The sequence below is a fragment of the Nocardiopsis dassonvillei subsp. dassonvillei DSM 43111 genome, assembly GCF_000092985.1.
GTDB classification, from domain to species: Bacteria; Actinomycetota; Actinomycetes; order Streptosporangiales; family Streptosporangiaceae; genus Nocardiopsis; species Nocardiopsis dassonvillei.
Genome location: NC_014210.1, coordinates 2,649,749 through 2,669,180, shown reverse-complemented (window position 1 = coordinate 2,669,180; position 19,432 = coordinate 2,649,749). Strand labels below are relative to the sequence as shown.

Sequence of the window (19,432 nt, the reverse complement as noted above, 5' to 3'; positions counted from 1 at the left end):
GGCCCCGTGGCGGGGGCGTCCGTCACCGTCGGGCCCGGGACCGGCTCCGGAGCCTCATACCGGGGTGTAGTCGGTGAAGTGCCGAGGTGAGAACAGCTCCGGCCATCCGCCCCGGTCGAGGCCGAGTTCGCGGGCGCGGGTGAGCATGTGCCGCCAGTAGGGCTTGACCGGGCGCCACCGGGCGCCGGTCTGGCAGTAGGAGGCGTCGACGAAGTAGCGGGGGCGGCGGGTTGTCCGCGGGGCGGGCCTGCGCGCGTGGAACAGCGCCGAGTTGAGCAGGACGGTCGAACCGGGCGGGAGCCGGTCGAGGACGGCCTCGCCCGGCAGCTCCGAGGTGCCCAGGTGGGCGCGGGCGGTCTTGTCCGCCTCCTCACGGTGGGACCCGGGCAGGACGGCCAGACTCCCCATGCTCTCGTCCAGGCCCGCCGGGTAGTGCAGGGCGTGCACCATGATCAGGCCCGGGTCCCCGAGGTCGTTGGGCTCGTTGTCGTGGTGCCAGGGCTTGCCCCCGGTGTCCGGGTCGTGCCTGGCGCTGTGCAGGTGGTGGAAGACGAAGGGCGCCTCCAGCAGCTCCGCGATCACCTCCAGCAGCGGGCGGTGGGTGAGGAGTTCGCCGTGGGCGGGCAGCTCCAGTTCCAGGGCCGGGCGGGGGTCGCCCCCCTCCGGGTCGAGGCAGGCGGCTATCGAGCGGTCGCGCAGCCCCTCGTCCACCCAGCGGTCCACCTCGGGGAGGAGCCGGTGGAGGAGGTTCTCGGGCAGGAGGCCGGGGAGGACGAGGTACCCCGACTCGGCGAAGCGCTCTCGTCGCTCGGCCGCGGACACGTCCTGGGACAACGCATGCGTCAAAGTGTCACCCGTGATTCGCGCTTCGGTGGTGGACGACTGCCGGGTCGTCGTGGGGATCGCCGTGCTGGTCCTGTTCCGGGGGTGGGAGGGCGTTCTCGTTTCCCGCCGACCGGGCGCTGGGGTAATGGCGAGGTATTTCCGCGGGAGGGCGGTGTTCCGTGGTCCGACTGCATCAATTTTGCATCCGTTCCCTTCTGTGTCAAGAAGGTCGGAAAAGAATCCCGTGGGGGATGTGCGAACACGTGCGCGCGCGAGGGTCGTGGGAGGTGTGGGGGAGTGTGTCAGCGCTGTTCACGGCGGTTTGCGGGCGCTGCTGCCCCCTGTTGTTGCTGGTGTGGAAAGCGGAGCCAAAATGTATTTTTGTCCCCTTTCTCCCTTCTGGGTCGTGAGGGAAAAGAAGAGGTGCCCGGTTCTCCGGAAAATGGGGGGAATGCGATTTTCCTCGGAGGGCGCGCCGTCATCGGACGCGTGCGCCCCCCGTGTGTTCGTCGCGGTCGGGGGCGACGGATTTCCCCGGTGATCCCTTATGCGCGAAGTGCGCGGCAGGGATGGTCTTCCTGGAAGGGATCCGTATCCGAAAAGCGTGTGTCCCGGACACGGCGTCGGCCCCGCCCCGCGTCGTGCGGGAACGGGGCCGTACGTCCGATCCGGGGCCTCAGCCGTCCGGGGACTCAGTCGCCCGGGGCGTCCAGGGCCCGCTCCAGGGCGTCGCGCACGGTGGCGCCCAGCAGCTCCACCTTGTACCCGGTCGCGGGCAGCGGGGAGCACAGGTCGGCCAGTCCCTCCAGCGCCTCGACCACGCCCCCGTCCAGCGCCCGGCCCGTACGCGCGCCCACCAGGGCGGCCTCCACCTCCGGCAGCCGCAGCGGGGTGCGGGCCACCCCGCCCACGGCCACCGCCGCCGAGGTCACCGGCCCTGACCCCCCGTCCGCCAGGGCCAGGCGTACCACCGCCTCCACCAGCGGCCACTCCGCGCGCGAGCGCCCGGTGGCACGGCGGTAGGCGGACCGCTCACCCGCGGTCGGGACCGGCAGCCCGACCGACACCAGTACCCGGCCGGGCTCCAGCACGTGGTCGCGGGTCGGGTCGGCGGCGTCGTAGAGGTCGGCCACCGCCATCTCGGTCCGCCCCCCGCCCGCCACCAGCACCGACGCGTCGTGGGCCAGCAGCGCCACCGCCAGCGAGGACGGGTGCGGGGCCGCGCACGGGCCCCGGTCCACGACCACCCCGTACAGGTGGTCGCCCCCACGCGCCGGGCAGGAGTCCCCGCCCGTCTGGAAGCAGTCGAAGGCCGGGTTGCGCAGGTACCAGCACCGGTTGCGCTGGAGCAGGTTGCCGCCCAGCGTCGCGGCGTTGCGCACCTGCGGCGTGGCCAGCGCCCGCGCCGTGGCCGCCAGCGCCGGATAGGCCGCCGCCAGCGCGGGGTCCGCGGACAGCTCGGCGACGCCGGTCAGCGCGCCCACCCGGGCCGAGCCGTCGGGGCGCCACTCCACCCCGCGCAGTTCGCGCACCCCGGTCAGGTCGACCACGGGCGCGGGCTCCAGGACCCCCGAGGCCAGGCACGCCGTCAGGTCGGTGCCCCCGGCGCGCGGACGGGCGCCCGTGCCCTCCAGCCGGGTCAGGGCCTCCTCCAGCCCCGCGGGGCGTGTGGTCGCGGTCAACGCAGTCCCTCCAGCAGTCGGTCCGGGCGGATGGGCAGGTCCAGGGGGCGCCAGCCGGTGGCGTCGTGCACGGCGTTGGCCACGGACGCGGCCACGCCCACCAGGGAGATCTCGCCCAGGCCCACCCCCGCGCCCGCGGCGTGCTCGAAGCCCTCCTGGTGGAAGTGCACCTCGGTCTCGGGGACGTCGCCCATCCCCGGGAGCCGGTAGTCCTCCAGGTTGTCGGTGAGCACCACCCCGGTTGCCGGGTCGTGTCGGCGCTCCTCGAAGAGCGCGTACCCCACGCCCTGCACCACGGCGCCCTCGGCCTGGTTGCGGGCCAGCCGCTCGGCGTACACGCGGCCCACCGCCAGCCCCGCCCAGCAGCGGGTGGGGCGCACCCGGCCCAGCAGGGTGTCCACCTCCACCTCCATCACGTGCACGGCGCCGGTCATGCCCCGGCCCACGGCCAGGTCGTCCATGTTCGGGGTGAGCGCGCCCCGGCGGTCCCGGCCCCTCTCACCGACCACCCGCACCCCCTCGGCGGCGGCCAGGGCGTCCTTGAGGGCGTGCTCGGGGATGGGCCCCGAGGCGGGAACCCCCGGCTCGCGTTCGCGCAGCTCGGCGCGGAGCCGGTCGGCTGCGTCGGCGGCGGCGGGGCCCATCGAGGTGGTGGTGCGGCTGCCGAAGGAACCGGTGCCGTGCACCGAGGAGCTGTCACCGATCTCCACGCGCACGTCGGCGGCGGACATCCCCAGCCGCTCGGCGACCACCTCGCCCAGGACCGTGCGGATCCCGGTGCCGATGTCCTGGGTGGCGGAGCGCACCACCACCGCGCCGTCGCGGACCGACAACTCGACCTTCGCGCTCGGGCCCATGAGGTAGAGCCAGTTGGAGGCGGCGACGCCGACCCCGCGCCGGAACCGGCCGGTGCGGGCACCGCGCGGGCGCTCGCGCCACAGCTCCAGGGCGGCGGCCCGTTCGTACAGCGCCCGGCGCCTGTGGTTGCCGTCCCACCGGCGGCGCAGGGACAGGGGGTCCTCGCCCAGCCGGTGGGCCATCGTGTCCACGGCCTGCTCCACGGCCCAGGACATCGGGGCACCGCCGGGGGCGCGCATGGGCGCCCCCGGCGGGCGGTGGGTGACCACGTCGAAGTCGCGGGCCCGGCGCGGCGAGCGCCCGTACATCAACAGCCCGAAGACGGCCGTGGTGGAGCCCACCGAGACGCCGCCGTCACCGTGGGAGTCCACGGTCAGCGCCGCCAGGTCCCCGGAGTCGTCGGCCAGCAGCGCCACCCGGGTGCGGGTTCCGGGGCGGTGCCCGGCGTCGGTGAGCTCCTCGGCGCGGTCGAAGGACACGCGCACCGGGGCGTGGGCCAGCCGGGACAGTTCGGTCGCGGCGACCATGTCGACCGACAGGCCGGCCTTGGCGCCGAATCCGCCGCCGACGTACTCGCTGAGCACGTGCACCCGCTCGGGCGACAGCTTCCAGCGCTCGGCGGCCTTCTGGGCGACCTTGGACACCGCCTGGGTGGACGCGCGCAGGGTCAGCGAGCCGTCGCGGTCCCAGGAGGCCACGCACACGTGGGGTTCCAGCGGGCTGTGCACCTGCACGGCGGTGGTGTACTCCTGGGCCACCAGGCGCGGATCCCGGCGTTCGGCGGCCGTGCGCAGGCGCCGCACCGCGGTCGCGCCGCGCCAGCCGACGGTGGTGGGACCGCGCGTGTTGCCGTCCCAGCGGCCCGGGAGGCCGGGGCCCTCGGCGTTGGAGGGGGCGGCCTGGCGCTCGGCGCGCGTGGGGTAGACACGCGGGGCGTCCTGCGCGCGCGCCTCCTCGACACCGAGCACGGAGGGCAGGGGTTCGTAGTCCACCCGCACGGCACGGGCGGCGGCGCGGGCCAGGGCCGCGGTGGGCGCGGCCACGGCGGCGATGGGCTGGCCGACGTAGCGCACCGTGCGCTCCTCGCCCAGCAGGTCGGTGAAGACCGGGTTCGGGTCCACGGGCTGTCCGGGCCCGGGGCGGCGGGCGGCCGCGCTCCGCGCTCCGCCGGGGTCGACGGCGCGCACCCGCGCGTGGGCGTGGGCCGAGCGCACGATCACCCCCTCCCAGGTGCCCTCGGGGGCCAGGTCGGCGCTGAAGCGGGCCCGGCCGGTGACCTTGGCCAGGGCGTCCGCGCGCGGCGGCGCCTGCTCGGGTTCGGTGTCGAACTCACCCGCGCAGGCGGCGTCCACGGCGGCGAAGATCCCCTCGTAGGCGCCGCAGCGGCACAGGTGCCCGGCCAGGGCGTCGGCCACGCGGTCGCGGCCGGGGCGGACGTCGCCGTGCTCGGCGCGCCAGGAGTCGACGAAGGCGGAGGCCTCCACCACGAACCCGGGCGTGCAGTAGCCGCACTGCATCCCGTCGTGGGCGGCGAAGGCGCGCTGTACGGGGTGGTCGCCGCCCAGGCCCTCCACGGTGGTGACCTCGCGGTCCTCCAGCCGGTCGGCGGGCAGCAGGCACGAGGCGGTGGGCGCGCCCTCCACCAGGACGGTGCAGGCGCCGCAGACCCCGGTCCCGCAGGCGATCTTGGTGCCGGTCAGGCCGAGGCGGTCGCGGATGTGCTCGGCCGCCGTGGTGTCGGGGGAGTCGGGGGCGGGGGAGGAGACGCCGTTGACTCGAACATTCATGGGGTGGCTTCCCTCGATGTGAAGTTGACATTGTCAACTTAGGGGCGGCGTCGAACGCTGTCAACGAGCCACCGGGCCCCGCGCGGCCGCGACTTCCGGCCCTGGCGGCTCCGTGGCTGCTCCGGGCACGCGCGGCCCCGGCCGGTCCACGGCGAAAAAAAGGGGGAGGCCGGGCCGCCCCTCGGCGGCCCGGCCTCCCCGTGGCGGATCCGGCTCAAAGCCCCAGCGCGTGCATGGAGAAGTGGAACGCGAACACGGCCGAGAGCGCCCACATCAGCCAGCCCACGTCGCGCACGCGCCCCTGGGCCGACCTGACCAGCGTGTAGGAGATGATCCCGATGCCGATCCCGCTGGCGATGTCGAAGGTGAACGGCATCATCGCGATGGTCAGGAAGGCCGGGATCGCCACGGCGACGTCCGACCAGTCGATCTCCCTGATGTGCATCATCATCATGGCGCCCACCAGCACCATCGCCACCGCCGCGGCCTGCGCCGGGACCACGCCGAACACCGGGGCCAGGAAGATCGCCGCGAGGAAGAACAGCCCCGTCACCACGCTCGCCAGACCGGTCCGGGCGCCCTCGCTCACCCCCGCCGTGGACTCCACGAACACCAGCGTCGCCGAGGAGCTGGTCAGACCCCCGGCCACGGCGCCCGCGCCGTCGGTCACCAGGATCTGGTTGACCCGGGGCATGTGCCCGTCGGCGTCGGCGATGTCGGCCTTGGTGCCGATGGCCAGGATGGTGCCCAGGGCGTCGAAGAACCCGGCCAGCACCAGGGTGAACAGGATGACGCCCGCCGTGGTCGCACCGGCCGAGGTCCAGGCGCCGAACATGTCCACCCGCAGCAGCAGGCCGAAATCGGGGGCCGCGAACGGGTTGCCGGGCAGCTCGGGGCTGGCCCCGCCCCAGTCCCGGGAGTCCAGGCCCGCCGCGTAGTGCACGGCGATCGCCAGGACCGTCGCGCCGACGATGCCGTAGAAGATCGCGCCGGGCACCCCGCGCACCAGCAGGACGCTGGCCAGCACCAGGCCGCACACGAAGACCAGGATCGGCCATCCGTCGAGGTGGCCGCCGGCCCCGGCCGCGCCGATCTGGAGCAGGCCGCCGCCCTCCCCGGCGCTGACGAAGCCCGCGTTGTCCAGCCCGATGAGGGCCACGAACAGGCCGATGCCCACGCCGATGGCCATCTTGAGGTCGTGCGGCAGCGCGTTCATCACCGCGGTCCGCACGCCGGTCACCACCATGAGGATGATGGCCACGCCCTGCCACACGACCAGGCCCATCACCTCGGGCCAGGCCATCACGGGCGCGGCCTGGTAGGCCACGACCGCCATCACCCCCAGGGCCGCGGCGCAGGCGATCGGCGCCCGGCCGACCACCCCCATCATGATCGTGACCAGCCCGGCGGACAGGGCGGTCATGGTGGTCAGCTGGCCCGCCGACAGGACGTCGCCGTTCACGTCGGAGACGCCGCTGAGGATGATCGGGTTCAGGACGATGATGTAGGCCATCGCCATGAAGGTGGTCAGTCCGCCGCGGACCTCGCGCCCGAAGGTGGATCCGCGCTCGCTGACGAAGAAGAAGCGGTCGAGCCAGGATCGAGCCGTGGGCTTCCGCGCCCCCGTGTGCGGGCCGGAGTCCTTGAGTCGGGTCATGTCCCCTCCTGGAGGGAGATGAGCATGGCGGGCATCGCCATGTGTAGGGGGGTTGTAACTCTTCGTGTTCAATCGAGGGTGTGCGCAGGACGGCGCCGTCCTGCCGTAGGGCACCCGCCCCGGTGCCGGGGCGCCGACGAGGCCGGGGCGGGCGGTTCATGGGGGCGGCGCGGCGGGGGACCGCGTCGCCCGGTCGCGGCTACAGGTCGATGCCCACGATGTCCTCCGGGCGCACCGGAGCGTGGGTCAGGGCCCTGCCGGTGGCCGCGCGCACCGCGGCCACGATGGCCGGGGTCGAGGACAGCGTCGGCGGCTCACCCGCGCCACGCAGCCCGTAGGGCGCGTGCGGGTCGGGCCGCTCCAGCACGTCGATGCGCATCGGCGGAGTGTCCAGGATGGTGGGGATGAGGTAGTCGGTGAACGAGGGGTTGCGGATCTCCCCGTCCTTGACCTGTACCTCCTCCATCAGCGCCAGGCCCAGTCCCTGCGTGGAGCCGCCCTGGATCTGCCCCGCCAGCTGCTGGGGGTGCAGCACCCGGCCCACGTCCTGCACCGCGTCGAGCGCGACCACCTTCACCAGGCCCAGCTCCACGTCCACGTCCACCACGGCCCGGTGCACGCACATCCCGAACTGGTTGTGAGAGGAACCCTGGCCCAGCTTGGGGTCGAGCATCTCGGTGGGCCGGTGGTGGTACTCGCGGGTGTGCTCGACCACCGTGCCGCCGCGCGCCGACTCCCCCAGCAGGTCCGCCAGGGACACCAGCGCGCCGACCGTGGCCGACACCAGCTTGCCCCCGTCCAGGGACAGGTCGGTGTCGGGCAGCGCCTCGGGCACGATCCCGCGCTCGCGGGCCAGCGCGAACACCTCGGCGCGCACCGACGCGCACGCCGTCATGACCGCGCCGCCGGTCATGTACGACTGCCGCGAGGCCGAGGAGGAGCCCGCCGAGCCGACCCGGGTGTCGGCGGGGGCGATGACCACCCTCTCCACGCCCAGTTCGGTCCGGGCGATCTGCCCCTTGACCGTCACCAGGCCCTGGCCGACCTCGGCCGCCGCCGTGTGCACCAGCACCACCGGCTCGCCGCCCACGACCTCCAGTCGCACCCGCGCGGTGGAGTAGTCGTCGAACCCCTCCGAGAAGCACAGGTTCTTCAGCCCCAGGCCGTAGCCCACACCGCGCACCACGCCCTCGCCGCGCGTGGTGCCCGCCACCCCGCCCGGCAGGGTGCGCTGGTCGGCGGGGTCGGCCAGCGCGTCGCGCTCGGGCGGCATCGGCAGGGCGCGGCAGCGCTCCAGCATCTCCGCCATCGGCAGCGGCATGTCGATCTCCTGGCCCGTGATGATCCGCGAGCCCTGCGACATGGCGTTCCTGATCCGCAGGTCCACCGGGTGCATGCCCAGCTCCTCGGCGAGCCGGTCCATCTGCGACTCGTAGGCGAAGCAGGCCTGCACCGCGCCGAACCCGCGCATCGCGCCGCACGGAGGGTTGTTGGTGTACACCCCGTAGGCGTCCACCAGCGCGTTCTCCACCTCGTAGGGGCCGATGCCCAGGGAGGAGGCCACACCCACCACCGCGGGGGTCGCCGACGCGTACGCGCCGCCGTCCACGATGATCTCCGCCGTGGCGTAGAGCAGCGTGCCGTCCGCGCGCGCCCCGTGCTCGTAGCGCATCCTGGCCGGGTGCCGGTGCACGTGCCCGTAGAAGGACTCCTCGCGGTTGTACACGAACTTGACCGGCCTGCCCGTGCGCAGCGCCAGCAGGGCCGCGTGGATCTGCATCGACAGGTCCTCGCGGGCGCCGAAGGCCCCGCCCACCCCGGCCAGGGTCAGCCGCACCTTGTCCTCGGGCAGCCCCAGCGCCGGGGCGATCTGGCGCTGGTCCACGTGCAGCCACTGCGTGGCCACGTACAGGTCCACCCCGCCGTCCTCGGCCGGAACGGCCATACCCGACTCCGGGCCCAGGAAGGCCTGGTCCTGCATACCGACCTCGTACTCGGAGGCCACCACCGCGTGGGCCTCGGCGCGCAGCCGCTCCAGGACCTCGCCCTCGCGCTCGGCCGAGCCCGCCACGGCGGCGAACGCGCCGGTGCGCACCGGCTGGTAGCGCAGCCGGTTGCCGCGCGGGTTGTACTCGGGGTGGTCGGGGACCGTGCCCGGCTCGTGCACCGGCGGGCAGTCGGGGTCCAGCGCGGCCCGCCGGGGGTCGCTGATCGGCTCCAGCACCGCGTAGTCCACGCGGACGCGCTCCATCGCCCGCCGGGCGGTCTCGGGGTGGTCGGCGGCCACGATCGCCACCGCCTCGCCCTTGTAGCGCACCTTGCCGAAGGCCAGCACCGGCTGGTCCTGGTACTCCAGCCCGTAGCGCTTGTTCCCGGGCACGTCCTCGTGGGTGAGCACCGCGTGCACCCCGGGCACCTTCAGCGCCTCGGTGACGTCGATGCCGCGGATCTCGGCGTGCGGGTGGGGGCTGCGCAGGGTCGCCCCCCACAGCATGTCCTCCATCCACATGTCCGAGGAGTAGGCGAACTCGCCGGTGACCTTCAGGGTTCCGTCGGGGCGGCGCGGGCTGGAGCCCACCCCGTCCCTGGTCGTGCTGCTCAGCTCCGTCACGGTACGGGTCGTCGCCGCCATCAGCGGCTCACCTCCTGGGTCAGGGTGCGGTGCGCCGCACGGCCGCGCGCGGCGGCGGTCTCCGCGGACAGGGTGCGCAGCTCACCGCGGTCGACGACGGTGTTCCCGCCGACCCAGAGCCGCTCCAGGGGCGGGGTGGGGCCGAAGACCGCCGCCACCACCGGGTCCCCGATCACGTCGTAGCCGAACCCGTCCACCCGCCACAGGGCGATGTCGGCCAGCTTGCCCACCGCCAGGGAGCCCAGCTCGGCGTCGCGGCCCAGTACCCGGGCGCCGCCCAGGGTGGCCATCTCCAGCGCCTGGCGGGCGCTGAGCGCCTTGGGGCCCCTGCGGGCGCGGGCCATCAACAGCGCCTGGTGCATCTCACCGGCCAGCGGCGTCAGCTCGCTGGAGGCCGGGCCGTCCACGCCCAGACCCACCGGCACGCCCGCCTCCAGCAGCTCGGGCACCCGGCAGATCCCCGCGCCCAGGCGGGCGTTGGAGGTGGGGCAGTGCGCCACCCCGGTGCCCGTGGCCGCGATCCGCCCGATCGCCGCGTCCGACAGGTGCACGGCGTGCGCGAACCACACGTCAGGGCCCAGCCAGCCGAGCTTCTCGGCGTACTCCACGGGGGTGCACCCGAACTCCTCCAGGCACTGCTCCTCCTCGTCGAGCGTCTCGGCCAGGTGGGTGTGCAGCCGCACCCCCCGGTCCCGGGCCAGCGCCGCGCTCTCCACCATCAGCTCGCGCGAGACCGAGAACGGCGAGCACGGGGCCACCGCCACCCGCGTCATCGCGTCGGGCGCGGTGTCGTGGTGGGCGTCGACGGCCTCGGCGGTGCCCGCCAGGGCCTGATCCAGCGACTCCACCACGGCGTCCGGCGGCAGACCGCCCTGGCTCCGCCCCCGGTCCATCGACCCGCGGGCCAGGTCCAGGCGCACGCCCACCTCGCGGGCGGCCTCCACCTCGGCGGCCACGACGTCGCCGCGGCCCGAAGGATGGACGTAGTGGTGGTCGGAGGCGGTCGTGCACCCCGACAGCGCCAGGTGGGCCAGACCGGCCGAGGTCGTCCCCGACACCACGTCGGCGTCCAGACGGCCCCAGATCTCGTAGGAGCCCACCAGCCACTCGAAGAGCGTGCCGTCGGCGAACAGCCCCTGCGTCGCCCACTGGTAGAGGTGGTTGTGCGTGTTGACCAGACCCGGCGTGACCAGGCACCCGCGCCCGTCCACGCGCTGGAGCCCCTCGGCCCCGGGGGCCGGTCCCGCGCCCACCGCCGAGATGCGACCCGCGCGCACCGCCACGTGGCCGTCGGCGTACTCCGCGCCGTCCACGGTCACCACGTGGGCGCCCTCGATGACGAAGCCCTCCGCCGCGTTCACGTGCCGCTCCCGATCCGCCGCGAGGCGGCCAGACGCACCGCGTCGAGGATCTTCTCGTACCCGGTGCACCGGCACAGGTTGCCCGCCAGCGCCTCACGGATCTCGGCGTCCTCCGGAGCGGGCAGCCCCGCGCCCACCGTGCGCTCCAGCAGGTCGTCGGTCTGCACCAGCAGACCCGGCGTGCAGAACCCGCACTGCACCGCGCCCGCCTCCACGAAGGCCTCCTGCACCGTGCCCAGCTCGCGCTCGGCCCCCCCGCCCCCGGACAGGCCCTCCACGGTGCGCACCTCGCGCCCCTGCGCCTGCCCGGCGGCGATCATGCACGAACACGCCGTCACGCCGTCGAAGTAGACCGTGCACGAGCCGCACTCGCCCTGCTCGCAGGCGTTCTTGCTGCCCGGCAGCCCCAGCCGCTCACGCAGCACGTACAGCAGGCTCTCGCCCGCCCACACGTCGTCGGCGGTGACGTCCTCGCCGTTGACCCTGAAACTCACGCGCATCGCGTGGCTCCCTTCCGGTAGTCGGTGACCGACCAGCTCAGTGCGCGGCGCGCCATCACCGACAGCGCGTGCCTGCGGTACTCGGCGCTGCCCCGCTGGTCGTCGATGGGGCGGGCGGCCGCGGCCACCAGCGCGCCGAACTCGCGCACGACCGGCTCCGCGAGCGGGCGGCCGTCCTCCCAGTCGAACTCCGCCGCCAGGAACTTCTCGGCGGCCTCCGCGCGCAGCGGCGTGGGGCCGGCCGAGCCCACGCCCGTCCCCACCACCCGGCGCTCGGTGTCCAGGGCCAGGGAGAAGGAGGTCACCGCGATGACCATCGCGTTGCGCGTGCCGATCTTGGCGAACTGCTGGGGGCCGGTCGGCTCGGGCAGCAGCACCGCCGTGATCAGTTCGTCGGCCCGGCGCGCGGTCGTGCGCAGCGACAGGTAGAACTCGCGGGCGGGCACCCGGCGCCTGCCCCGCACCGACGCCAGCTCGATGACCGCGTCGGTGGCCAGCAGCGGCGGGTGGGACTCCCCGGCCGGAGAGGCGCCGCCCAGGTTGCCGCCCACGGTGCCGCGGTTGCGGATCTGCGGGGAGGCCACCGAACGCGAGGCCCTGGCCAGGGCGGGGGCCCGCTCCGACAGGTGCTCGATCACCTTGGTGTAGGACACGCCCGCGCCCAGGCGGGTGTGCTCCCCGTCCGGTCCGAAGTCGGCCAGTTCCGGGATCCGGGTCAGGTCGATCAGGGCGGGCGGCCGCCTCTTGTCGAAGTTGAGCTCCACCATCACGTCGGTACCGCCCATGATGGGCACCGCCTCGGGCAGGGCGCTCTTCGCCTCAAGGGCCTCCTCCAGTGTGGAGGGGCTCAGGAACTCCATGCTCGGTCCTCTTGTCGCCATGGTCGTGCCGCCGCTCGCTCGCGGCCCGGCGCGGTCTGTCGGTCGCGTCTTCCCTGGTGGGTATCGCCGATGCTGTGAAGTACACCACTGGGAGCGCGGTCACTACCAGCAAGTGATGACATGAAGTGGCCGCGGAACGAACGGTTATCGTTGGGCGTTTCCTACAAGTGGCGTCACCGGAGTAACATCCACCGCCTCACCACCCCGGGCGCCCGCCGCCCACACGAGCGACAGAGGGACGTTCATGCGGATCAGCGAGCTGCTCGCGGTCACACGGCTGCACCTGAGATTCCTGTCGGGGGCCGAGCACGCGCACCGCACCCTGCGGTGGGCCTACACCACCGACCTGCTCGAACCCGCACGCTACCTGCGCGGCGGCGAGTTCGTCCTCACCGGGATGATGTGGCGCACCCGCCCCGAGGACTCGCGCACCTTCGTGGCCTCCGTCGCCGGGGCCGGGGCGGTCGCCGTCGGCGCCGGGACCGCCCTGGGCGAGGTCCCCGCCGATCTGGTGGAGGCCTGCCGCGAGCACGACCTGCCCCTGGTGGAGGTGCCCCCGGAGACCTCCTTCGGCGCGGTCACCGAGGAGGTGCTGCGCTCCCTGACCCAGCACCGCTTCACCACCATCGCCGAGACCCGCGACCGCCACCGCCGCCTCATGGCCGACGTCGCCGCCGGGGCCGACTTCCCCCGGGCCTTCGCCGAGGCCGCCGCGCAGACCGGGCGGGCCGCCTGGGTCCTGTCCTGCACCGGCCGCCACATCGCCGCCTCCGGCGGGCCCCTGCCCGAGGACGAGCGCGGGTGGATCGCCGCCCGCGCCCTGACCGGCCCCGCCCTGCCCCACACCGTCCGCACCCCCCAGCGGGAGGACCGCGCCCTCACGCTCCTGCCCGTCCAGGCCCGCGAGTCCCACCCCCTGGCCACCTGGCTGGTGGTCTGCGAGGGCGACCACGCCTCCTGGACCGAGGAGGAGCACGAGTCGGTGGCCGAACTCGTCTCCATCGCCGGGCTCGCCCGCAGCCGCGCCGAGGAGCGCGCCCTGACCGACGCCCGCCACCTGGAGGGACTGCCCCGGCTGCTGGCCGCCCAGCGCTTCGACGAGGTCACCGAACTCCTGCGCGGCACCGACCCGACCGGCGGCCAGGGCAGCCACGTCGTGGTCAGCGCCGTCATGCTGCCCGAGCCGCGCGTGCCCGACCTGGCCCGGCGCGTGCTCTTGGAACTGGTCGCCGACCGCCCCGGCGCCGTCGTCACCGGCGACGAGGACGCCCTGGCCGTCGTCCCGGTGGCCGGGACCGACGCCCGCGCACGCGCCGAGGAGGTCCGCTCCGCGCTGCTGCACCGCGCCCGCGTCCTGGAGGGCGGCCTGCTCGACCACCGGCTGGCCATCGGCCTCAGTTCGGCGGTGCGGGGCGTGCCCGACCTGCGCGGCGCCGCCGTGGAGGCCCGCCACGCCCGCCGCCTGGCCGAGCTGCGCGGCGGCCGGTCCCGGGTGATCGCCGGAGCCGAGATCGACTCCCACGAACTGCTGCTGGCCTCGGTCCCCGAGGAGGTGCAGTCCTCCTACCGCGAGCGGCTGCTGGGCCCGCTGCTGGCCTACGACCGCGACCACCGCTCGGAGCTGGTGCGGACCCTGGAGCAGTTCCTGGCCCACTCGGGGTCCTGGCAGCGCTGCGCCGCCACGATGCACGTGCACGTCAACACGCTGCGGTACCGGATCGGCCGCGTGGAGGAGCTGACCGGACGGGATCTGAGCAGCCTGGAGCACCGGGTGGACCTGTTCCTGGCGCTCAAGCTCCGGGACTGACTCCGGCCGGGGGAGGGGCCGCTGGGCGGGGGAGGGGAGCGACGCGCACCGGGCGGCCCGCGTCGGGGGACGGGCGCGCCGGAGCACGCGTGTCACGGGTCACCGCTAGGGTGCTGGCGATGAGTACCGACCTCCTTCTCCCCGAGACCACCGACGCCGATCTGAACGGCGCCGACCTGCGCGACCAGCTGTCCCGGCCCCTGGACGCACCGCGCGTGTTCACCCGCTGCGACCTGACCGAGGCGGACCTGCGCGACGCCGACCTGGTCGACGCCGTCTTCCGCGACTGCCGCCTGGACGGGGCCCGCCTGGAGCGGGCCGTCCTGGAGGGCGCGGTGTTCACCGGGGGCAGTGCCTCGGGGGCGGTGTTCTCGCACGCCGAGTGCACCGAGACCAGGTTCGAGCGGGTGGACCTGGCCAACACCCGCTGGCAGGGCGCCCTGCTCACCGACACCGCCTTCACCGGCTGCCGGATGACCGGGGCCGCGCTGAACTCGCTCCGGGGGATCGGCTACACCTTCGCGCACTGCAACCTCATGCTGGCCCGCTGCAAGGGCCTGGTGCTGCGCGGGCAGACCCTGGAGGGGCTGCGCATGGACGAGGCCGACCTGGCCAGCGCGGATCTGCGTGAGACGGTGTGGAGGGACTCGCGGCTGCGCGGCGCGAACCTGGTCAACGTCAAGCTGGCGGGGGCCGACCTGCGCGGCGCCGATCTGGGGGAGCCCACCCTGGAGCAGGCCGGATACCTGCGGGGGGCCGGCATCAGTCCGGTGCAGGCGGGCGCCATCCTGGCCGCCCTGGGCATCACCGTCATGGAGTAGGAGCGTTCGCCAAAGGTGCGCTGACCGAAAGCGTGGCTGGCGTGACGCAAGGTGCTCCGAACCGCGGTGAGGGGTCGGCCGAATATTTGAATCTACGTCGTAAAGGTGCCTGTTTCCTTCGCTTATCTCAACAGAGAGAAAACAAGAACGACAATCAGAGATTGCAGTACAACCGGCGCAGGGCCAGTGCCACCTGGAGGCGCAGCCGCCCCGACACCTCGCGCACCGGCCAGCCCAGCAGGCGTTCGGCCCGCCCCAGGCCTTCCTGGAGCGTGGAGTGGTGCTGGCCCTGCGCCCGGGCCGCCGCCCGCAGACTGGGGGAGGAGGCCACCGCGTCCAGGACCGCCAGCAGCGGCGGGGCCTCGCGTGCCACCCGTTCCAGGGCCGCGACGTCCGGCACCGGTTCGCCGCCGGGCCGCACGGTGTCGGCCAGGAGCAGCAGCCCGCCCAACTCCTCGGCGAACACCACGCGCGGGCCCGGGTCGGCGCCGGTGCCCCGGGCGGTGAAGCGCAGCGCCTTGCGGGCGTCGTGCCAGGAGGAGGGCAGGTCCAGCGCCTCCACGGCCGGTCCCACCCCCGCCCGCCGCGCGCCCGGGGGCTCCTCGGCGGCCAGGACGCGCACGCCGCCGCCGTGGTCGGCCACCGCGCGGGCCCGGGACCCCGGGGCGAGCCCGTACCGGCGGGCGGCCCGGGCGCGCTGCTCCTCGGGCAGGTCGGCGTCGACCAGGGCCCGGGCCAGGGCTGTGCGTCCGCCCGCCGGGGGCGGGGCGTGTTCGAGCCGGGCGCGCAGGGCGGCGGCCGCGCGTTCGAGGACCATCGCCTCCACCGGGCCGGGGCCGGCGGTGGCGCGTTCCAGCCACAGCACGCCGCCGCCGACCCGGATCGAGTGCCAGGAGGGGTCGGGGTCGGCGGCGGTGCGCCGGACCTCTCCGGCGGGGTCGGCGCGCAGCGCGAGGCCGCGTCCGGGGTGGGTGAACCCGGCGGGGACGCCGGTCAGGACGGCGGCGCCGCGGATGACGGGTTCGACTCCGGCTCCGGTGAGTTCGTCGAAGTAGGCGATGACCTTGACGGCGGCGCCCGCTTCGGGGTCCAGCGCGGAGATCCTGCCCAGGAGCTCTCTCATGCCTTCATGGTGCCCCGGGTTCAGGCTCCGGTGATCCGGCGCAGCCAGGGCAGGCGTTGGGCGCGGGCGCTGCGGCTGAGGGCGGCCTGGGGGGCGATGCCGTCGAAGCCGTGGAAGCCGCCGGGCCACACGTGCAGTTCGGCTGATCCGCCCGCCTGCCAGATGCGGGAGGCGTAGTCGACGACCTCGTCGCGGAAGGTCTCGGCGGAGCCCACGTCCAGGAAGGCGGGGGGTAGTCCGGACAGGTCCTGGGCGCGGGCGGGCGCGGCGTGGGGGGAGACGTCGGGGCCGCCCGCGTGGGTGCCGAGCAGGGCGGTCCAGCCGGTGGCGTTGGAGGTGCGGTCCCATACGCCGGTTCCGGCCATCTGGTGGGAGGAGACGGTGTCGTTGCGGTCGTCGAGCATGGGGCAGATGAGCAGTTGTCCCTGGAGGGCGGGGCCGCCGCGGTCGCGGGCGAGCAGGGTGGTGGCGGCGGCGAGGCCGCCGCCCGCGCTGCCTCCGCCGATGACGATGCGTGTGGGGTCCAGGCCGAGGTCGGTGGCGTTGTCGGTGATCCAGGTCAGGCCCGCGTAGCAGTCCTCGACGGGGGTGGGGTGGGGGTGTTCGGGGGCCAGGCGGTAGTCGACCGAGATGAGGGCGAGGTCGAGTTCGTGGGCGGTTTCGAGGAGGCCGGGGATCTCGGTGCCGCGGTGGGAGCCCATGATCATGCCGCCGCCGTGGATCCAGTAGAGGGCGCCGGTGGGGGCGGTGGTGTGGGTGGGGTGCCAGTGGATGAGGGGGATGGGGGTGTGGTCGTGGCTGGGGGCGTGGTGTGGGGTTTCGGTGTAGGCGGGGTGGAGGGTGGTGTCGGTGGGCAGGAGGTGGGCTCGTCGTTGGCGTAGGGAGGGGATCATGTCGGGGGTGATGGAGGGGGTGATCTCGTCGCCGAGGAGGGTGAGGGCGGCGGCGAGTTCGGGGTCGAGTGCGGGGCGGGGTGGTGTGGTCACGGGTGCCTTCCGTTGGTGGTGTGTCGTGCGTCACCATTGTCGGGGGCGGGTGCGGGTGTGGGGCAGTGCCGTGTGGCGGGTGTGTGCCGCCACACGGCGGGGTGTGCTGCGGTGGTGTTCCTGGTCCGCCCCGGCTGTCCCCGACGACAACCTCGTGCGTCGGGGGCGGCCGGGGCGGTGGCGAGGCGCCCGGCGGGGTTCTGGAGGCCCGGAGGCGGCGTCCGAGGAACGAGGATGTCGACGTAGGGCCGAAGGTTCCCGCCCTTAGGGGCGCCGAGCACGAACCGCAGCGGAGCGGAGGTTCAAAAAAACACAGCCTAGGCGCCCAGGGCTTCGGCGATGGTCACCGGTACGCGGGGCAGGCCGGGTTCGCCGTCCTCGATGGCCCAGACGCATTCCTGGAGGACGCGGACGAGGGTCCAGGCGCGTGCGCGGTCGCGGGGGACGCGGGCGGCCTCGGAGACCAGGTCCAGGCGGCGGCGGGTCTCTTTTCGGGGGTCGCCGGTGGCGAGGGCTTCGTCCCAGCGGTTGTGCAGGGTGGGGAAGAGGTCGAAGCCGGGGTCTCCGGCGAGGGGTTTGGGGTCGATGGCGAGCCAGGGTTCGCGGTCGGCGCCGGGCAGGGGGGCGAGCACGTTCTGGAAGTGCAGGTCCCAGTGCAGGAGCCGGTCTCCGGCTTCGGGTGCCATCTCGCGGGCGCGGGCGGCGAGTGCGTTCATGCGGTCGCGTTCGTGTGCGGTGCGCAGGCGTGGTGCCAGGTGTTGGGCGCGGGTGACCATGGCGCGGGTGGTGTCGGCCAGGGTGCGCATGCCCTGTGGTGCCTGGTGTGCGGTGAGGCGGGCCAGGAGGGAGCCGGTGGTGGTGAGGGCCTGGTCGATGGGGACGGTGTCGAGTGTGCGTGCGGGGTCGAGGGGTTCGAGGAGCATGGCGCCGGTGCCGGGGTCGTGTCGGAGGAGGCGTACGGCGCCGTCGCCGTTCCAGGCGCGCAGGGCGTCGGGTTCGCCCCGGCTCTCCTCGTCCACCGGCTGGAGCTTGAGCATGGCGGAGTCCCCGTGGGGGAGTCGTACGGGGACGACGAGGGCGACCATGCCGTGCATGGGCGCGCCCACGGGGTGCAGGTCCCATCGTTCGAGCTGGCGCCGGGTGAGTTCGGGCAGCCCTTGGGTCCACTGGGGTCCGAAGAAGCGGTCGAGCAGGGGTGCGAGGGCGTCGGGGACGCGGATGGGGGGAGTGTCGTCGTGCATGTGGTGTGTCCTTCGTCGTTGTGGTTTGGCTGGTGACGAAGGAGCGCCGGGGGGCCACGGGTCTAACGCATACCGAACACCTCGTTCGTTGTTCGTTGTGGGGTTCGAGGGTAGCGGGTGGGCGGGTGGGGGTGTGTGTGCTCAGTGCGTCGGGGGACGGGGGTGTCGGCGGGAGAGGGTCTGGACCATGGCGTTGAGTGCTGGTTTGGGTGCGTAGGAGTCGTCGAAGGGCAGTGCGGCGGTGTAGCCGGGGAACCATTCGGGGATCCAGGAGTGCTGGTCGCTGACTCCCCACACGGACACGCGTACGCAGCGGGGTACGTCCAGGCAGGCCTGGACGACCTGTGCGTATTCGCGGGCCTGGTCCTGGAGGGCTCCGTTGGGGACGGGTTCGGGGATGCGTACGTCGAGTTCGCTGATGCTGACCTCCAGGCCCAGGTCGGTGAAGCGGCGTAGTTGTTCGGCGAGGTCGTCGGGGACGTGTCCGTGGATGAAGTGGCTCTGGAAGCCGATGCCGTGCAGGGGGACGTCGCGTTCGAGCAGGGTGGTGACCAGTTGGTAGAGGGCGTCGGTCTTGGGGCCGCCGCCTTCGATGCCGAACTCGTTGATGTAGAGGCGGGCCTGGGGGTCGATCTCGTGGGCCGTGGTGAGGGCCTCGGCGATGTAGTCCTCGCCCAGGACCTGGTACCAGAGGTTGTCGCGTAGGCGGGGGCCGCTGTCCTCGAAGGGTTCGTTGATGATGTCCCAGGAGGTGACGCGTCCTTGGTAGCGGCCCATGAGGGCCTGCATGTGTTCGCGGATGACCTGGCGTAGTTCGTCGGGGGTCCAGGTGCCTTGTGCGAGCCAGGCGGGTTGTTGGTTGTGCCAGAGCAGGGTGTGGCCGTGCACGGTGAGGTTGTTGCGTTCGGCGAAGTCGACGACGGTGTCGGGGCCGCTCCAGTCGAAGGTGTGGCGTCGGGGTTGGACGTACTCCCATTTCATGGTGTTCTCGGCGGTCAGGGAGGTGTAGTGCTCGGTGACCACCGAGCGGTACTCGCGGTCGTGGACGAGGGGGTTGACGGCTACGGCGACGCCCAGGTCGATGTCGCTCTGGCGGGCCAGGTGGGGGAGTTGTGCGGCGCCGGTGGATTCTGGTTGGGCGGGCAGGGTGAGGGCCAGGATCGCGGTGACCAGGAGGATGATCGCGCACAGGGCGGTGGCGGTCAGCAGGGCTCCGCGTCCGCGGGTGAGCGGGCGCCAGGGGGAGGAGGCCGTGCTGGGCATCTGGTCGG

General features: G+C 73.8%; 14 protein-coding genes. 2 read left to right on the top strand and 12 right to left on the bottom strand.

The window, feature by feature from the left end; translation table 11 throughout:
- Positions 1–54 precede the first annotated feature (54 nt).
- The 8 genes from NDAS_RS11040 to NDAS_RS11005 all read right to left on the bottom strand — a co-directional run bounded on the left by NDAS_RS11040 (position 55) and on the right by NDAS_RS11005 (position 12,162).
- Entirely contained in the window at positions 55–834 is a 780-nt protein-coding gene (locus NDAS_RS11040; RefSeq protein WP_049800301.1) for a phytanoyl-CoA dioxygenase family protein, read from the bottom strand.
- A 683-nt stretch (positions 835–1,517) separates the two neighbouring features.
- Positions 1,518–2,507 (bottom strand): FAD binding domain-containing protein, encoded by a 990-nt coding sequence (locus tag NDAS_RS11035; RefSeq protein WP_013153259.1) that lies wholly within the window; start codon positions 2,505–2,507, stop codon positions 1,518–1,520.
- On the bottom strand, positions 2,504–5,152 hold the full coding sequence (locus tag NDAS_RS11030; RefSeq protein ID WP_013153258.1) for a molybdopterin-dependent oxidoreductase: 2,649 nt from the start codon (positions 5,150–5,152) through the stop codon (positions 2,504–2,506). Before NDAS_RS11030 ends, NDAS_RS11035 begins: the two co-directional genes overlap by 4 nt.
- 214 nt (positions 5,153–5,366) lie before the next feature.
- Positions 5,367–6,809: an NCS2 family permease gene (locus tag NDAS_RS11025; protein ID WP_013153257.1), complete on the bottom strand. Its 1,443-nt coding sequence runs from the start codon at positions 6,807–6,809 to the stop codon at positions 5,367–5,369.
- A gap of 199 nt (positions 6,810–7,008) precedes the next feature.
- On the bottom strand, positions 7,009–9,441 hold the full coding sequence (locus NDAS_RS11020; protein WP_013153256.1) for a xanthine dehydrogenase family protein molybdopterin-binding subunit: 2,433 nt from the start codon (positions 9,439–9,441) through the stop codon (positions 7,009–7,011).
- The gene (locus tag NDAS_RS11015) at positions 9,441–10,802 is read right to left on the bottom strand and encodes an 8-oxoguanine deaminase (protein WP_013153255.1); all 1,362 of its coding nucleotides are present in this window, start codon (positions 10,800–10,802) and stop codon (positions 9,441–9,443) included. The genes NDAS_RS11020 and NDAS_RS11015 overlap by 1 nt, the downstream gene beginning before the upstream one ends.
- Complete coding sequence (locus NDAS_RS11010) at positions 10,799–11,302, bottom strand: (2Fe-2S)-binding protein (protein WP_013153254.1); 504 nt, start codon at positions 11,300–11,302, stop codon at positions 10,799–10,801. Before NDAS_RS11010 ends, NDAS_RS11015 begins: the two co-directional genes overlap by 4 nt.
- On the bottom strand, positions 11,293–12,162 hold the full coding sequence (locus tag NDAS_RS11005; RefSeq protein ID WP_013153253.1) for an FAD binding domain-containing protein: 870 nt from the start codon (positions 12,160–12,162) through the stop codon (positions 11,293–11,295). Before NDAS_RS11005 ends, NDAS_RS11010 begins: the two co-directional genes overlap by 10 nt.
- A gap of 265 nt (positions 12,163–12,427) precedes the next feature.
- Here NDAS_RS11005 and NDAS_RS11000 point away from each other — a divergent pair, with 265 nt between their 5' ends.
- Both NDAS_RS11000 and NDAS_RS10995 read left to right on the top strand, forming a co-directional pair.
- The gene (locus NDAS_RS11000; RefSeq protein ID WP_013153252.1) at positions 12,428–13,990 is read left to right on the top strand and encodes a PucR family transcriptional regulator; all 1,563 of its coding nucleotides are present in this window, start codon (positions 12,428–12,430) and stop codon (positions 13,988–13,990) included.
- Between the two features lie 119 nt (positions 13,991–14,109).
- The gene (locus tag NDAS_RS10995) at positions 14,110–14,811 is read left to right on the top strand and encodes a pentapeptide repeat-containing protein (protein ID WP_041553137.1); all 702 of its coding nucleotides are present in this window, start codon (positions 14,110–14,112) and stop codon (positions 14,809–14,811) included.
- Positions 14,812–14,965: 154 nt separating this feature from the next.
- On the opposite strand, the gene NDAS_RS10990 is transcribed toward NDAS_RS10995, so the two are convergent.
- The 4 genes from NDAS_RS10990 to NDAS_RS10975 form a co-directional block, all read right to left on the bottom strand.
- Positions 14,966–15,934, bottom strand: a complete 969-nt coding sequence (locus tag NDAS_RS10990) for a helix-turn-helix domain-containing protein (RefSeq protein ID WP_013153250.1) — start codon at positions 15,932–15,934, stop codon at positions 14,966–14,968.
- A 20-nt stretch (positions 15,935–15,954) separates the two neighbouring features.
- Positions 15,955–16,920 carry an alpha/beta hydrolase gene (locus NDAS_RS10985; RefSeq protein ID WP_013153249.1) on the bottom strand — a complete coding sequence of 322 codons (966 nt, stop codon included), beginning with the start codon at positions 16,918–16,920 and terminating at the stop codon, positions 15,955–15,957.
- Positions 16,921–17,237: 317 nt separating this feature from the next.
- Complete coding sequence (locus tag NDAS_RS10980) at positions 17,238–18,161, bottom strand: aminoglycoside phosphotransferase family protein (RefSeq protein WP_013153248.1); 924 nt, start codon at positions 18,159–18,161, stop codon at positions 17,238–17,240.
- Between the two features lie 141 nt (positions 18,162–18,302).
- Positions 18,303–19,424, bottom strand: a complete 1,122-nt coding sequence (locus tag NDAS_RS10975) for an endo-1,4-beta-xylanase (RefSeq protein ID WP_013153247.1) — start codon at positions 19,422–19,424, stop codon at positions 18,303–18,305.
- Positions 19,425–19,432 lie beyond the last annotated feature (8 nt).

Bases quoted from the DNA above. Each gene is read 5' to 3' on its own strand.
- NDAS_RS11030 (WP_013153258.1), bottom strand. From the start codon at position 5,152: ATGAATGTTCGAGTCAACGGCGTCTCCTCCCCCGCCCCCGACTCCCCC.
- NDAS_RS11025 (WP_013153257.1), bottom strand. From the start codon at position 6,809: ATGACCCGACTCAAGGACTCCGGCCCGCACACGGGGGCGCGGAAGCCC.
- NDAS_RS11020 (WP_013153256.1), bottom strand. From the start codon at position 9,441: ATGGCGGCGACGACCCGTACCGTGACGGAGCTGAGCAGCACGACCAGG.
- NDAS_RS11010 (WP_013153254.1), bottom strand. From the start codon at position 11,302: ATGCGCGTGAGTTTCAGGGTCAACGGCGAGGACGTCACCGCCGACGAC.
- NDAS_RS11005 (WP_013153253.1), bottom strand. From the start codon at position 12,162: ATGGAGTTCCTGAGCCCCTCCACACTGGAGGAGGCCCTTGAGGCGAAG.
- NDAS_RS11000 (WP_013153252.1), top strand. From the start codon at position 12,428: ATGCGGATCAGCGAGCTGCTCGCGGTCACACGGCTGCACCTGAGATTC.
- NDAS_RS10995 (WP_041553137.1), top strand. From the start codon at position 14,110: ATGAGTACCGACCTCCTTCTCCCCGAGACCACCGACGCCGATCTGAAC.
- NDAS_RS10990 (WP_013153250.1), bottom strand. From the start codon at position 15,934: ATGAGAGAGCTCCTGGGCAGGATCTCCGCGCTGGACCCCGAAGCGGGC.
- NDAS_RS10980 (WP_013153248.1), bottom strand. From the start codon at position 18,161: ATGCACGACGACACTCCCCCCATCCGCGTCCCCGACGCCCTCGCACCC.
- NDAS_RS10975 (WP_013153247.1), bottom strand. From the start codon at position 19,424: ATGCCCAGCACGGCCTCCTCCCCCTGGCGCCCGCTCACCCGCGGACGC.